Annotated in this window: 12 protein-coding genes; 4 read left to right on the top strand and 8 right to left on the bottom strand. The window is 65.4% G+C overall.

The features are described from left to right. Nucleotides 1–15 precede the first annotated feature (15 nt). The 3 genes from AC1VVM_RS19665 to AC1VVM_RS19655 form a co-directional block, all read right to left on the bottom strand. Entirely contained in the window at nucleotides 16–1,251 is a 1,236-nt protein-coding gene (locus AC1VVM_RS19665) for a DegT/DnrJ/EryC1/StrS family aminotransferase (protein ID WP_482905459.1), read from the bottom strand. Between the two features lie 198 nt (nucleotides 1,252–1,449). Further along, on the bottom strand, nucleotides 1,450–2,676 hold the full coding sequence (locus AC1VVM_RS19660) for a cell wall hydrolase (RefSeq protein WP_482957164.1): 1,227 nt from the start codon (nucleotides 2,674–2,676) through the stop codon (nucleotides 1,450–1,452). Then, nucleotides 2,669–3,793: a glycosyltransferase 61 family protein gene (locus tag AC1VVM_RS19655; RefSeq protein WP_482957163.1), complete on the bottom strand. Its 1,125-nt coding sequence runs from the start codon at nucleotides 3,791–3,793 to the stop codon at nucleotides 2,669–2,671. Before AC1VVM_RS19655 ends, AC1VVM_RS19660 begins: the two co-directional genes overlap by 8 nt. A gap of 221 nt (nucleotides 3,794–4,014) precedes the next feature. Between AC1VVM_RS19655 and AC1VVM_RS19650 the strand changes: the two genes are divergently transcribed. Beyond that, entirely contained in the window at nucleotides 4,015–5,343 is a 1,329-nt protein-coding gene (locus tag AC1VVM_RS19650; RefSeq protein ID WP_482957162.1) for a glycosyltransferase, read from the top strand. Between the two features lie 92 nt (nucleotides 5,344–5,435). Here AC1VVM_RS19650 and AC1VVM_RS19645 read toward each other — a convergent pair whose 3' ends face one another. The 5 genes from AC1VVM_RS19645 to AC1VVM_RS19625 form a co-directional block, all read right to left on the bottom strand. After that, nucleotides 5,436–6,401 carry a phytanoyl-CoA dioxygenase family protein gene (locus tag AC1VVM_RS19645; protein ID WP_482957161.1) on the bottom strand — a complete coding sequence of 322 codons (966 nt, stop codon included), beginning with the start codon at nucleotides 6,399–6,401 and terminating at the stop codon, nucleotides 5,436–5,438. A gap of 71 nt (nucleotides 6,402–6,472) precedes the next feature. After that, the gene (locus AC1VVM_RS19640) at nucleotides 6,473–7,279 is read right to left on the bottom strand and encodes a CpsD/CapB family tyrosine-protein kinase (protein ID WP_482957160.1); all 807 of its coding nucleotides are present in this window, start codon (nucleotides 7,277–7,279) and stop codon (nucleotides 6,473–6,475) included. 40 nt (nucleotides 7,280–7,319) lie between these two features. Further along, nucleotides 7,320–8,768, bottom strand: a complete 1,449-nt coding sequence (locus tag AC1VVM_RS19635) for a GumC family protein (protein ID WP_482957159.1) — start codon at nucleotides 8,766–8,768, stop codon at nucleotides 7,320–7,322. Further along, nucleotides 8,765–9,970, bottom strand: a complete 1,206-nt coding sequence (locus tag AC1VVM_RS19630) for a hypothetical protein (RefSeq protein ID WP_482957158.1) — start codon at nucleotides 9,968–9,970, stop codon at nucleotides 8,765–8,767. The genes AC1VVM_RS19635 and AC1VVM_RS19630 overlap by 4 nt, the downstream gene beginning before the upstream one ends. 23 nt (nucleotides 9,971–9,993) lie before the next feature. Next, nucleotides 9,994–10,704 carry a polysaccharide biosynthesis/export family protein gene (locus tag AC1VVM_RS19625; protein WP_482957157.1) on the bottom strand — a complete coding sequence of 237 codons (711 nt, stop codon included), beginning with the start codon at nucleotides 10,702–10,704 and terminating at the stop codon, nucleotides 9,994–9,996. A gap of 305 nt (nucleotides 10,705–11,009) precedes the next feature. On the opposite strand from AC1VVM_RS19625, the gene AC1VVM_RS19620 reads away from it, so the two are divergent. The 3 genes from AC1VVM_RS19620 to AC1VVM_RS19610 all read left to right on the top strand — a co-directional run bounded on the left by AC1VVM_RS19620 (nucleotide 11,010) and on the right by AC1VVM_RS19610 (nucleotide 15,072). Continuing rightward, nucleotides 11,010–11,867 (top strand): WecB/TagA/CpsF family glycosyltransferase, encoded by an 858-nt coding sequence (locus AC1VVM_RS19620; protein ID WP_482957156.1) that lies wholly within the window; start codon nucleotides 11,010–11,012, stop codon nucleotides 11,865–11,867. A gap of 161 nt (nucleotides 11,868–12,028) precedes the next feature. Next, complete coding sequence (locus AC1VVM_RS19615; protein ID WP_482957155.1) at nucleotides 12,029–13,429, top strand: hypothetical protein; 1,401 nt, start codon at nucleotides 12,029–12,031, stop codon at nucleotides 13,427–13,429. Next, nucleotides 13,426–15,072: an O-antigen ligase family protein gene (locus AC1VVM_RS19610; protein WP_482905448.1), complete on the top strand. Its 1,647-nt coding sequence runs from the start codon at nucleotides 13,426–13,428 to the stop codon at nucleotides 15,070–15,072. The genes AC1VVM_RS19615 and AC1VVM_RS19610 overlap by 4 nt, the downstream gene beginning before the upstream one ends. Nucleotides 15,073–15,100: the final 28 nt, after the last annotated feature.

Genomic DNA, 15,100 nt, shown 5'->3' with positions numbered 1-15,100 from the left:
CCGTCCGGTCCTTCCTCAGGCGTCGCTCGCGCAGAAATCCCGGATGATGCCGATCGCCGTTTCGATATGGCGCGGGGCAAGGTCGGGATAGAGCGGCAGGCACAGGATCCTGCGGGCAAAACTGCGGGCGACCGGCATGTCCGCGCGGGCGGACGGCAAGTCGCGGTAGACCGAATGATCGCTCACCAGCGGCCAGAAATAGGCCCGCGCATGGATGCCCCTGGCCCGCAGACGCTCGCAAAGCTCTTCGCGGCGGTCCGCCAGATGGTCCGCAAGCAGCATCGGGTAATAGGAATGGTTGAGCTGCCAGCCGGGTTCGGGCTGGAACAGGTCGATGCCCGCGATATCCCGGATGCCCGCAGTATAGCGCGCCGAGATGGCGCCGCGCCGGGCGATCACTTCGTCTGCATACTTGAGCTGGAGCAGGCCGAACGCGGCCTGGAACTCGCTCATCTTGGCATTGGTGCCCACCGCGTCGACCGAGGTTGCATTGGAGAAGCCGAAATTGCGAAGCTGCGCGATCCGCGCCTTCAGGGGCGCGTCACAAATGATCGCGCCGCCTTCGAAGGTATTGAAGACCTTGGTCGCATGGAAGCTGAGGCAGGTGGCGTCACCCGCCGTCAGCAGGCTCTTCCCGTCGCGGCGGACGTTGAAGGCGTGGGCGCCGTCGTAGAGCGTCTTCAGGCCGTGGGTCGCCGCGATTTCGGCAATGCGCTCGGTCCCGCAAGGGTGGCCGAAACAATGGACCGGCAAGATGGCGCAAGTTTCACTGGTGATGGCCTGTTCGATCAGTTCGGGATCGAGATTGCCCGTTTTGGGATCGATATCCACGAAGACCGGCCGCAAGTTGCACGACTGGATCGCATGGGTGGTGGCGACGAACGTGAAAGGCGTGGTGATGACCTCGCCCTTCAGGTCGAGCGCCCGCAGCACCAGCTCCAGTGCTGCCGTCCCGTTCGAGGTCAAGGCGACATGCTCGACGCCGAGATAGGCGGCAAGCTCTTCCTCGAACTGCTGATGGAACGGCCCGGCATTGGTCAGCCAGCGATTGGCCCAGATCCCTTCGAGATAGGGCACGAATTCGTTGAGCGGCGGCAGGAACGGGCGCGTTACCGGCGCGTCGTCCAGATCGACCGGTGGGGCCCGTCGTTTCTTGACGACGGTCCGCTCGGCAACAGGGCTGCCGGTGTCTTCAGCCTCATATTCGCTAAGCGAAAGGGGCTCGCCAGTAGTGGCTTTCTGCAATTCCATTGCCGCCCCCATCTATGAACGGAACATGGAAAGAGACTATCGCGCGGTGCCGGGCGGCGTCAGTCTGCATTGCCAGTACAGGTTTTCAGGGAGGATGGATTCCCGCGCGCGGTGCTTTCGTTCCGGGAGCGGTCACGGGATCCGGTAAAGCACTTGAAGATATATCAAGATGCGAACTTTGACGGGCCGCAAACGCGCTCAAGTGGCGCGTTGCAGGCATTCCTCCGTGTTTACCCGGGGAAACTCGCTACAATTCCACTGCACCCGCACGGCCTTGTCATTTGAGTGTCGTACGAATGTAAAGGAGATGGCGTCCACCGAATTGCCGGGCAGCGGCAACGTGTTGGCGCGGCGCGAAGAGTCGGTCCACCCGACGAAGCGGCAATCGGCAAATCCCGCGCAGCGCTGCTCGGCAATGCGCCGGAAACTGTCGGGGGAGGCCCCGGCGGGAAGCGTGACAAGGAAAATGCCCTGATCCTGCAACGATGGGGCCGGAGCTTGTGGAGCGGACGCGAGCGGCGAGGGTACGCCGGCCGTGGCAACGGCGGCCAGTGCGGATGCGGAAGCCGGCTGTCCTCCGTCAAGCGGGCCATCGACCGCGTGCGCCTGAGACAGCGGCGCCAGCAGCGCGATGCGCGGTTCGCTTCCGGCATAGTGCTTGCCGAAAGTGGGGGCGCCGCTCGCGCCGTGCCAGCGGAAGAAGAGGTGGGTCTTGACCACCGCCAGCTTGTCCATCGTGCGGTCCCAGACCGGGCTCACCCAGTCGGTGTGATAGTGCGTGGCCTGCCCGACGGTGGCCTCCACGCGCCCCAGCAGCATCTCCGCCGCCACGCGCCGCGCGTCCTGCCAGGCGGCAGGAGTGGGCCGCCTGCGGAACAGTGAGCCGTCGCAGGTAAAGGTGAACTGGCAGCCTGTCGGACGGTCGGCGCCTTCGAATACGACGCCGCAGATCGTGGATGGGAATGCGGCGTGGCGTACACGGTTGAGCACCACTTGCGCCACCGCCCGCTGGTCCGCCGGATCCCCTCCGGCTTCGTAGAAGTCCGCTGCCGCAAGGCAATCGAGCGCGCGCGAACGGTCCGCGAACGAGCTGTCGAGATAGAACGGCTGGGCCGGGAACAGAGCGCCCTGTGCCAATGGAATCGCGGCATTCACGGTTCGTGCGAGTTGCGCCTGGGCGTCGGTTGCAGGGGGCGGCAAGCCGGCCGTGGGCATGGTCAGCGCGGGGACCGCGCGGGTTTTCGTCAGCAGGGCCGCAGCGGGCGAGGCCGGCTGGAAAGCAAGCCCGGCAACCGGAACCGTGGCACCTGGAGCCAGCGCCATGACGGCGCCAAGGAGCATGGCACGCGCCCGAACCACGGCGTGAAAACCGTCTCGCCAGCGGCCGGTGCTGCGGCCATCGATGCTCTGCAAAGGGTCAGACAAGATCGAGCGTCCGCTCGACATCGTCGATGTCGGCAATAAAGCCATTGTTGGCTCCTTTCGCGACGACCAGCGCATAGTCCTGCCCTTGCCGGTCGGTGAGCCGCTTCAGTGTGGAATTCACGCCCGTCTGCGGCTGGATCACCAGCGCGCGGGCATCGGCGGGCATCATCATCAGCCCGTGAACGAGATGATCGCCCTCGACTCCGGCAATCACTTCGGCACCGCCACAGGCGCGGGCGATCTGGGCAATATCCACCCGGCTCGGGTCGAGCACGCGGAAGCCGTGCCGCACCGCAAGATGCTCGGCGATGTTCAGCTCGTTGAGCAGTGCGTGGGGCCCAGCCCGGTTAGCGCGCTCCTGCAGGAGGAAGACGCCGGGATGGGACCCTACCGGGCGGCGCACCAGCCGCCGCCGTAGCTCGTCGGCACGGGCGCGCTTGTGTTCGTTGTCGGTCTCGTCATTGAACAGCACGAGTTCGTTGCAGTGGATCGCGGCGGCTCTGGCGGGAAGCATGCCGAGCGCGCTTTCGTATTCGAACATGTGGCGGCCGAATTTGCCCGGCGATGACAGCGCAGTCGTGAAAGGCACGCCCGCTTCTTCGGCAAGCCGGTAGGTCAGGCAATCGTCGCCCAGCCAGCAACCGAAGCGGAGATTGCCCGGCCCGCTTTCGTAGAGGGCAAGGCGGCCGGTCTCGCGCGGGGCGGAGGCAAGCGGTGCGAAGCGCGTGCCGGGGCGAAGCCGGCGAATGGCACCACGCGCATGGAGTACGCCGTTGTGGAGCAGCACATCCCTGATGCAATAGCCCATGGTTGGCGCCGCGATCACATCGAAGCCGCCCTTGAAGTGGCGCATCGCTTCCTTGACGGTGCCGCATTCGGCGCCGGAAATCCGCTCCAGTTGGCCTGGTAGGACTTTCGCGCTGCGCACTTCGATGCAGCTGCGGGGGGCAATCTGCCAGCGTTCGAACGCGGCCTTGGTAATGTCAGGCTGGCCATTGCCGAGCAACCGGTCGAGCAGCCTGCGCGCGGGCCGCCATGACAGCGTGCGCCGGGAGGTCGCCGAAGTGAAGGGCCTGTCGGAGGTGGGCGAGAAGGCCGTGTGGGAAGCGTCGTTCACGGCCGCACCACGGCGGCCTGTCGGCCGGACCGGCAGGATCCCTGTCTGCGGTTTCGCGAGGCGCGCAGGACCGTCAAGGCAAGTCTCCACTCATCCCCGAAGGGTCTCATGACGCGCGCGTACGCGCATCCGGGCGAGGGCCCACCCACGCAACACAGGCCAAAACTCATTGGGAAAAGTCGCAATGCCGCGAAGCGTCCCGCTGCCGCATAATGTGAGCCATGATCGAGATTGCAGGCAGCGCGGCATCCGGCCCCTTCATCCTGCCGCGACGGCGCGGCGATACAGGGGGAGCGGCGGAGCGGCGAGCACAGGCGCAGGCCGTCCATGGTACAGCCTCCGCTCAGGCAGCAGGAACGCGGCGGGTCGCGTACCTGACGAACGTCTACCCCAAGATCAGCCACAGTTTCATCCGCACCGAGATCGCCGCGCTTGAGCGGCAGGGCTTTGCGGTCAGCCGCTTCACCGTGCGCCGGTCGGACCAGCCGCTGGTGGGGCAGGAGGATCGCGCCGAAGCCGGGCTCACGACCTCGCTGCTGGACAATGCGGCGGACCTTGCCGGTGCGGTTGCGGCCTGTTTGGCCTCACGGCCCGGTGCGGCATGGCGGGCGCTGCGGCTGTCCTTGCGGACATCCGGCCCCGGCAACCGTCTGAGGGCCTGCGCCTATTTTGCCGAGGCGGCGCTGTTGGCGCGGCAACTCGAGCGCGAGGGGACGCGGCATCTCCATGTGCACTTCGGCACCAATCCGGCCATGGTTGCGCGCCTTGTCGCGCAGCTGGCGCCGGTGACCTACAGCTTTACCGTTCACGGCCCTGACGAGTTCGATTCCCCGCTTGCCCTCGACTTGCCGGGCAAGATTGCCGATGCGGCTTTCGTGGCGGCGGTGTCCAGCTTCGGGCGGGGGCAGTTGATGCGATGGTCCGATCCCGAGCACTGGAACCGCATTCAAGTGGTGCACTGCGCGCCGGATGCGCCGTTCTTCGGCGACATCGAGACTGTGCCGCCCGGCGATGCCTCGCGTTTTGTCTGCGTGGCGCGGCTCAGCGCGCAGAAGGGATTGCCGCTGCTGATCGAGGCGGTCGGCCGTGTCGCGGCCAGGCGCCCCATCGCGCTCGACGTGCTGGGCGACGGCGAGGACCGCGCGGCTATCGAGCGGCAGATCGCCCGGCTCGGGCTGGGCGACAGCATACGCCTGCTCGGCTGGGCTGGTCCGGAGGAGATCCGGACCGCGCTTTCCGCCGCACGCGCGTTCGTGCTGCCCAGCTTTGCCGAAGGGCTCCCGGTGGTCCTGATGGAAGCGATGGCGCTTCGCCGCCCGGTGATCGCCACCGCCATCGCGGGCATTCCCGAGCTGGTGGATCACAATGTGGGCTGGCTGGTGCCTTCGGGATCGGTCGATGCAATCGCTGCGGCGCTGGACGCGGCGCTCGATGCGCCTGCCGATGTGCTTGGAGCGATGGGCGAACGCGGGCGGGAGCGGGTCTTGCAAGACCATGCTCCGGATCGCTGCGCGGCCGGGCTTGCGGCGCTGCTCGCTCCGTTCGTCTAGCAGGTCTTCCTAGGGTATTGCCCGCTCCGTCAGTGGGGGGACATCTGACGAAGCGGGCAACTCGGTGAAACAGGTCTGAGCCGCGAAAATCCTTACAGTCCCGCGGGCGGTATCATCCGCAGAAGCAGCGAGAGTTGCCGCCGCCAGAGCGCCGCCTTGCGCTGCCGGGGAGGAAGGAAACGTGCCATCTGCGCGATATCCTTGCGCGACAGTCCCGTGCGTTCGCACAGAAACGGATGGCGCGGCGGATTGGCGAAATAGCTGTAGAACAGCGCCGCGCGATCACGCCGGGTGGCGGGTTTACCGCGATGAAAGAAGCGCGCCGTGTCGGAGAACACCACGGTCCCACGCGGGCCCACGCAGCTGACGATATCGTTCTGGAACGAGGCGCCCAACCGGCGTTCCAGCTCGGCATCGTCGGCCAGTTCGTACGTGAAGCCGTCGCGGTCGTTTTGCAGCGTGTCCGCGCGCGCGATCAGCTCGAACGGACCGCCATCGGTATCCACGTCGTGCAGATAGACCGCGACCTTGAGCATGCGGCGGTCTTCCCAGTCGCGGTGCCATTTGCGCGTGGAAATCGCGCGGCCGTCGGCGACGGTGTAATTGATGGCCACCCCGTCATAGGCGACCGGCAGGCCAAGATAGGCCTCCGCGATGTTGAGCAGCCGCTCCTGCACGCCCCAGCGGTAAATCCACGGATTGCGAACGATGTCGCTGGGCGGCACGATGATGAATTCCGTGCCCTGGCTTGCCAGAGCCCGCGCCTCTTCGGCGAAAGCGCTCGCCAGTTCTCCGGCCTGTGCGAGCAGGGCCTGCGAACCGGGTAAGCTCAACTCCTCCAGCGTCGTCATATAAACGCCGTGGGTGTCCAGCGCGGCAACGATCCGGGCATCGGCGGCGGAAAGGCTGCGCAGGGCGCCGCTGTGGCGGTGCAGCGCCTGGCTATGCTTGCCTGCAAGCCACATACGGACATGGCGCTGATTGGTGATCTTCAATGCGCTGCGCGCCGGCAGATCGTGCAACCAGCGCGCTTTCTGATCGCGGGTCATGCCCGTCATCGTCTTACCTCCCTTGCGTGCGGGCAGGGCTACCCTGCCGGTTCGTCCGCATCCTGCGCTTCACGGAGCTGCTAAAGGTTGGCGAGCGGCGCTCCGGCAGAATTGCCCTCGCGGTCGTCCTGGTAATAGTAGCCGTAGGAATTGGAACGGGACTGAAGGGCGATCGAGTTGTTGAGGATCGTCCCGACAATCGGCGTCGGGTTCAGCGCGTTCGCCACATCGATGATGTCGCGTTTACGGCTGCGCGCTTCTTCGGCCACCAGCAGGACGCCGTCGATGCCGCGCGCGATCAGGACAAGATCGTCCCCGATAAGTGCGGGCGGCGTATCGACGATGCAGATCGGCCCGTTACTGTTAGAGCGCAGCCGCTTCAGGACGTCGGCCAGCGCCGCCGAGGCGAGCAGGCTTCCCGCATTGACGCGGGCGAGGCGGACGCGGTGCACGGTCAGGTCGAAGCCCTCGATCTGTATCGCGGTGTCTTCCCAAGTGGCCTCGCCCGAAAGGTAGTCGTCGATGCCGGGCGTGTCTGTCGGCAAGCCCAGCCTTTGCCCGAGCGAGGGCTGGTGAAGGTCGAGTTCCAGCAGGATCGTGGGATGGATGCGGCTGAGCGTCGCGGCAAGGTTCGTGGCGATATGCGTCTTTCCGTTGCCCGCCTGTGCGGACGTGACTGCGAAGACGCGCTGGTGCATCGCCGTGGCATGGTGCAGCAGGCCCGAGCGGATCATGAAGAAGGGCCGCGAATGATCGCTCATCGCTCCGAACCCGACGATGTGATTCCGGGTGAGCACCTCGGGATCGAGCACCCAGCGGCCGGAGCCCGTGGCAATCGGTTCGGCAAGGCGAAGCGTGGGCTCCACGCTGGTTTCCGCGTTCATCATGCTGCTCCTCTCGCCGGTTTGATGCCGGCCCATCGCGCTTCTATCCACCGCAGGATGCGGGAAACAGGGCGTCTTCTGGCTGAAGCGCAGGAACCACGCCCAGCACCGGAATCTGCGCCGTCCGCGTCAGCGTTTCCTCGCCATGGATCGTGCCGCTGACCAGTTCGTAGGTGAAGATCAGAGCCAGCCCGAGGCCCATGCCGCCCACAAGTCCCATCAGGATCAGCACAAGCGGCTTGGCACCCAAGGGTTCGAGCGGCAGGCTGGGCTGATCGACGACGGTAAAGCGCTCGCCCTTGTCTTCGGTCTGGAGATTGGCGGCGACTTGCGCGTCGAGCTGCTTCTCGCGAAGCGAGTCGTACTGGCGCTTGAGGTTGTCGTACTCGCGCTCGATCATGTTGAGCTGATAGGCCGCCTCGGGCGCCTCGGCGGCGCGGCGGTCCATGTCACCCATGGTCCGGATCAGTTCGGACCGTCGGTCGGACAGCACCGCGATGCGGTTGCGGCCGGCGGCAATTTCCGAGACCACGACGTTAGAGGCCTGCTGCGGCTGCTGCGCGGCCACGACTTTTTGGCGCTCGACTTCGGCCTTGGCCGCGATCACGTCCGGAAAGCTGTCGGAATGGATGGCCTGAAGCTGCGCAAGCCGCGCCTGGGCCGTGCGCAGGCCCTCGGATCCCGCAGGCGGTGCCTGATCAAGTTCCTGCTGGCGCGAGGCGAGAAGCCCGTTCTGCTGGATGATCCCCTGGGTTTCGGAATCGGTCCGCGAGATCTCGGCGCGGAGGGCGGAGCTGGACTGCGCACTGAGCGCCACCTCGGACGGAAGCGCACCGGCATACCGCGCCTCGACATCGCGCCGCTTGTCTTCCAGATCGCGCAGCTGCCGCTCCAGTTCTTCGGACCGGTGTTCAAGGAACGCCGCCGTGCCGGTCGCCTGTTCGGTGCGGAAGCGCTTGTCTTCCACCAGGAACATCTGGGTCAGTTGCTCGGTGATCGCCTGCGCCTTTTGCGGATCGGCGTACTTGTACGATAGCGTGAAGGCGATCGTGCTGCCCCGGCCGCCGATGCCCTGATTGGTGCCGACAAGATCGACCCCGATGTTGCTGCGCATCAGTTCCAGCAACGTGGGCGTGTCGAGCTTGGCGCGCTGGGCCGGGTAGAGGTCGTTGTCTCGGATCAGGTGCGCAAGGCTGTCCCGGCTGACGATCTGCTGGCGGATCTTGGCGATCCGCTCATCGGCGATGTCGGTCAGCGGAGAGGCGACCAGCGTGGTCGGGATCTGCGGGGAATCGATCAGCAGCGTCGCGTTCGACTGGTAGAGCGGATTGCGCAGTGCAATCGCCACGCCTGCCGCCAGCAGGCCCACTACGACGGGTGGGATCAACCATCGCCAGCGCCGTCTGAGGATCGCCACGATCTCACGCGGGTAGATGCCGAGCCCGTCAGGGTCCGTCTTTGGCAGGGCAGGAGGCTTGATCGATAGTGTCATCGGCGCGGTATCCCGAGAGTGATGCCGATCTGAAGGACGGCGGAATCGGCGGGTTGTCCGCCAATGCCGGTCCTTCGGCGATATTCGACGCCGCCAAATACCGACATCCGCGAATCCAGCCTGTGGTCGTAGCGCGCCGACAGCCGGGTTGCGTTGATGTCGCCATTGGGCCCCAGCTGGGGCGTGCGCCGGTAGTCTGCGCTGGCAGTGATGGTTCCGTATTCGCTGGTTCGCCAGCTGAGCGTGGCGCCGACGGCGCTTTCCCGCTGGATGCCGCGGAAACTGGTAACCACGGGTTCGATGCTGGCGTTGATGCAGACGCTGACGTGGCCCGGTTCGTGGCACAGCTGGGCGGAACCGGCGAATTGCACGCCGCCGCTTCCGCGCTGTCCGAACGTGTCGAGGCGAGACGTCTGGGCGATGCCGAGTTCGACCTCGCCGCGCCAGCCATGGCCCATCCGGCGCGAGGCGGTGGCCCGGACGGACCATGCATTCGGATCGCCGCCGGTTTTCGATTTCGTCCAGGTAAAGACGCCGACCGCGCCGAGCGTGGTCAACGAGTCGATCTGCCGCTGGGCATTGAACGTGGCGCCCAGTGCCGATGTTTTGTCGAGCAGGAGGGAATCGTGCGGGACCAGCCGGTTCCAGTCGACCCGCCCGCTCACCGTGGTCAGGGCATCGCTGTGCCAGGTCACCGTCTGCCCAAGGACCGTGCGGTCCTGAAGGCTGAGCGGATCGATGGCGGAATCGATGCTGTCGGTGAGTTCCTCGATCGACAGGATCCGCTCGAACGAGGCATCGGTGTGCAGCGAGAGATATTCGTTATGCCGATGGTCGAGCGCGAGCGCGACACCGCCGGTGACGAAATTGCCGTAGCCCTGACTGTACTGCCGGAAGGCTACGTTTCCATCAGCCTGAAGGCGGGTGCCGGGGCCAAGGTCCAGGCCCGCACCTCCCCGTGCGGCCACTTCGCCGCCCACGGTGAAGGCATCTTCGCCGGGGATCAGGAAAGGATTACGCCCCCCGAACATGCTCAGGTCGAACTCGATATGAGGCGGCGACTGGGCCGTGCCTGTGGCAGTGATCGGGGCGGTATCCGTAACCGGAGAGACTTGTGCCTGGGCGAAGGCAGGCTGCGGCAGCAGCATGGCGACGCCGATTGCAGGGCCCATCGTGGAAACGATTGCAGTGGCGGATGCCATGATGGGAACATGCCTGTGGCCCTTCACGGAATGACGAGAACGTCGCCGCTCGAAAGCGTCGGCAGCGGCTTGGCAAGTTTACCTGCCTCCATCGCCCGTCCCCCCTTTAGCAACTTGTTGAGCGCTACCGGTTCGACCACTTCGCCGCGGGGGGTCTGGCGAAGGATCACCGCGTTCTTGACGTCCGCGAAGTCCGCGGTGCCGCCTGCCATGCTGAGCGCCTGAAGAATGTTGGGCGCAGTGCCCGCGGTAAAACCGCCGGGCGTGCGCACTTTGCCCACCACGAAGAAGCGCATGCCGGTGGTTTCACGCACAGAGACCGTCACGTCCGGCGGAGTGCCGCGATAATTGAGCGAGATCCGGTCCCGGATTTCGGCAGCGATGTCGGAGACGTTGCGGCCGCTCGCCTTGACTGTTCCGGCGAGTGGAAACGAGAACGTGCCGTCCGGCTGGACCAGCACCTGGCGCTGCATGCGATCCTCGCCCCAGACGAAGACGTCCAGCGAATCGCCGGCATTGATGGTGTAGCGCGGCGTCATTGCACCGGCGGGGGAGGCGGCCATCGCCGCGCCCACGGCCGCCGTGGAGACCGGCGCGGTTTCCTGCGCCATGACCGGCGCGGTGCTTGCTGCCAGTACCGCCATGAGAATGCCGAACCCGATGGACCGCTCGAAGGCGGGGCCCCGGTGAACCGGACGGCTGGCGGACAGGATCGGATGGCTTGCGATGGGCACTTTACCTCCTCGTCCCCGTATTTGACGGGTCTCAGACGGGTTCTGCAAACCGGTTTTTCGGCCGGTTTTGAGGCTTCCCCGCGATCATGGATAAACCTTAACGATTTGGGAAAAGCCATGAAATCGTACGATTGTGGTTCGGTCTTCACCCCCCGGAGAATTCGCAAGGTTTCAAGGGGCAAACAGGCCGAAAGATCCGGCCGCAAAATCCCGGTCCGAATTTTCCGGAGGTTCGATGCGGGTGGCGGTTCGGTGAACAGATCGCGGCAGCGCGTCGCTGCATAATACGGGCGGGGAGGTGACGCATGTCCACGCTCAGCATTCACCACGAGTTCGAGACCGCAGAGCCGTCCGCCCGCGCGCTTTCACCGGCAGCGGAGATGATACGCAAATCCTCCGATCCGGTGGAGTTTCTCGAACTGGCCTTCACGCCCATCGATATGGAAACCGCGCTCGACGCCGTGATCCGGCGCGCGCCCTCCGCCCGGTTTACTTATGTGGTCACGCCCAATGTCGATCACGTGGTCCGCCTCCAGCTCCAGCGCTCCGATCTCTGGCCCGCCTATCGCGGTGCGTGGATGACGCTGTGCGACAGCCGCATCCTGTCCCGCCTCGCGCGGACCGTCGGCCGGGATCTCCCGGTCGTGACCGGCAGCGACCTGACCGCCGCCTTGTTCGAGCGTATCGCGCCGGACGACCCGGTTGCCATCCTGGGCGGCAGCAGCGCCAAGATCGACGAGATCGCGAAGCGCTTCGGCCTACGCAACGTGCGGCACTACAATCCGCCGATGGGCTTCATCCATAACCCGCGCGAACTTGCCCGAGCGGTGCGCTTCGTGGTGGAGGCCAAGGCCCGCTATTCGTTCCTGGCGGTGGGATCGCCGCAGCAGGAGATCGTCGCGCGGCGCGTGGCCAAGGCCTGCGGAGCACGCGGCGTCGGCTTCTGCATCGGCGCCAGCCTCGACTTCCTGACAGGAGAGGAGCAGCGGGCGCCCGTTGTCATGCAGCAGATGGCGCTCGAATGGCTCTACCGCCTCTGCGCCAATCCGCAGCGGCTCTGGCGGCGGTACCTGATCGAGGGACCGCAGATCTTCAGCATTCACCAGACCTGGTGCAGGAGAGCGTCGCCCATGGAAAGGGCGGCCGGAGGCCGGTCACGCTGAAACGCCCACTCACTGTGCTCGCAGGGATTTCCACTCTTGCGGCTGCGGCCGTTCTCTCCATCCACCTTGGTGCGTCGGGCCGGGAGGCGCGGCTTGTTGCCGTCGCTCCTCCCGCTACGCCAACTTCGCACCCGACCGCAGCAGCCCCTCCGCGGCCCACGGTGATCGGGGTCAATCTCTACGGATTGCTCACCTACAACCGGCAGCCTGTCTTCGCCAACCTGATCGAGCAGGGCGAGTGGTTCTCGTCTCGCGGGCAGAGTTGGAAGCAGATGGGAGACAGCCAGCTCGATCCGTCAGGCTGGGTGAAATGGCTGAATCCGGGAGAGACGGCCCCCCATCTGCTGGCCCTGCCGGGCGCACCGTTCCATCCGGAGACCGTGCGGTGCACGTTCACCGGCAACGGCGAACTGCAAGCCGGCGGCGTGGCCAGAGTGCAGGACAGCGACGCGCATTCGCTGACGCTGGATCTGGAACCCACCGGTAACCCCGAGGAGCTGGCCTGGATCGAACTGGTCCGCACCGATCCACAGGACCCGCTGAAGAACATCGACTGCCGCAAGGTCGGAACACCTGCCGATGCCCGCTTCGATCCCGATTTTCTCGCATTCCTCAAGGGTTTCCGGGTAATCCGGTTCCTCGACTGGCAGCGCGTCAATGACAATGCCCCGGTTTCGTGGGCAACGCGGACATTGCCGGGTTCGGCATCGCAAGTCTCATCGGCAGGCGCCTCGATCGAGGACATGGTCGATGTTGCCAATGCGACCGGTGCCGATCCCTGGTTCCTGATGCCTTACAATGCGGACGCCGACTATGTGCGCCACTTTGCGCAGCTCGTCCGCGCGCGCCTCTCGCCCAAGCGCACCGTCTATGTCGAATTCGGCAACGAGGTGTGGAACGATTACTTCGACGCGGCCCAACAGGCGCAGCGCGAAGGCCTGTCGCTGGGACTGGGAGCGGGCGATCCCATGCGCGCGCGGATGGAACGCTATGCCGAGCGCATGGAGGAGACCATGAAAGTCTGGACCTCCGTCTATGCCGACCGGCCGAGCGCGCTGGTCCGCGTCTGTTCGACCCAACACGCCAATTCTTCGCTTGCACGCATGGTGTTGGGCCACCGCGACACGGCACGCTGGGTCGATGCGCTGGCGACCGCGCCCTACATCTGGTTCGATCTCAAGGGCTACCACGCGGGCGATGTCGACCGGGTATTCGCGGGGCTGCCCGGCGCGGTGGACCGCACGATGGCGATGGCTGACGAGAACAAGGCCATCGCCGCCGAATACGGCAAGCGCTACATCGCCTACGAAGGCGGTCAGCATCTGATCACCGACGACCTCGACCTCGCGCGCGCCATCCAGCGCGATCCGCGCATGGGCGCGATCTATGCCCGCTATCTCGAAGGTTGGCGGCAGCGCTTTGGCGACACCATGGTGCTTTACGCATCGACCACCCCGATTGCCGGATACGGCTCGTGGGGCCTGCGCGAATATGCCGGGCAGCCCCTGTCCGAAGCGCCCAAGCTCGCCGCCGTGCGCCGTTTCATGGGAGACGCCGAGTGAACCTGCCACTGGGCCTGAACACCGATCGACTGCCGGAATCGCCCCTGAACCCGCAACCGAGACCGCCACTGGCGCAACCGTCGAACGGTTCGGCCGATGCGACGGGTGTCGCCGTGTGTCTGGGGCTGCTGGCGATGCTGGTGCTGGGCGCGGGCGCCTTCGTGGTGGTCCGTACCGGCGTTTATCTGGCCTGTGTCAGCACACTGGGCGTAGCGCTGTTCGTCCTGTCTTTGAAGGGCGAATATCGGCGTGAGATGTTGCCTCGGGCGCTGATCGGCACGTTCATGCCGCCGATGCTCGCCTGGATGCTTCCGGAAGCCCATCTGATCCAGCTTGTGATGCTGTTCTGGGTGCCGCTGCTGGCGGGCTCGGTCAGCCGCATTGCCGGGGTTTACCTGTTCAGCGTGCTGCTGCTGCCACCGCTTGACCTGCCGGTCTACGTCGGTTCGCTGAAACTGTTCGATTTCGGCATTCTCGATGCGCTGGTGCTGGGGAGCGCCGTTGCCATTGCCTGTCGCCCGGTCCTCCACGCCCGCCGCTTTGCAAGCGACAAGTGGGTGATCGCGGTCATACTGCTGCTGAGCGTGGCGGTCTCTCGCCAAACGAGCATGACGAACGTGTTGCGCATGCTGGTGAACGCTGTGTTCGACCTGGGCCTGCCCTATTTCGTGCTGAGCCGGGGTATCAACGGTGTGGACCAATTGCGTGCCGCAATGCGCTGGTTCGCTTGCGGCGGCGTTGCGCTGGCATCGCTGATGACCTTCGAGGCCTTCCGCGCATGGCCGATGTACAACGAGCTTTACGCCCGCGACATGGTGCCCACGATCATTCTGGTCAAGGAACGGGCGGGAATCCTGCGCGCTGCCGGACCCTTCATGGAATCGACTTCGGCGGCGCTGGTCCTTGCCCTGTGCCTTATGGCGCTGTGGATCCTGCGCAGCGATTTCCGGTCACGCCTGCATCATTACCTGCTGGTGGGCCTCGTCTTCCTGGGTATGTCCGTGCCGCAATCGCGCGGGGCGTGGATCGGCTTCTTCCTCGGCCTGCTGGTGCTCGACGTCTATCGCCGAGACTACAAAAGGCTGATCCTCAAAGCCGCCCTGTTCGCGGGCGGCATCGTTCTGGTCTTTGCCGCCGCCCATGTATCAAGCGGGATCGCGGCATCGCTCGGTATGGGAGCGGGCCCGGACGACACCGTGGCATATCGCCGCATGCTGCTGCAGCGCGGCATCGAAGAGATCATGCGGCGGCCGTTCACCGGCTATTCGACGCCCCAGCTCGCGTATATCCTTGCCGACATGCGACAGGGGGAGGGGATCATCGATTTCGTCAATTCCTATCTCTGGGTGACACTTGTGTCGGGGGTGGCGGGGCTGTCGATCTTCGTGGGAGCGTTCCTGTCACCACTGATCGGACTGTGGAAACGGCGCCGAGATCTTGCCGCGCCGGATATCGATCCGCTGGCGTCTCAGGCCTGCGCTTTCGCGTTCACCTGCCTGGTGATGCTGATGGTGATGTTCGCCTTCACCTCCTTCGGGTCGCGACCGGCATTCCTGACATTCGCCTTCTTCGGCTTCGCGCTTGCGGTGCGGGGGAGCGACTTGCGGAGTCCAAGGACGCCGGAGGCGATACGGCTGCGTTGATGGGCTGGGGTTCATCCCGGCGCCACTA

This window comes from Novosphingobium sp. BL-S-33, assembly GCF_056857025.1.
This window is presented reverse-complemented; position numbering and strand designations above follow the sequence as displayed.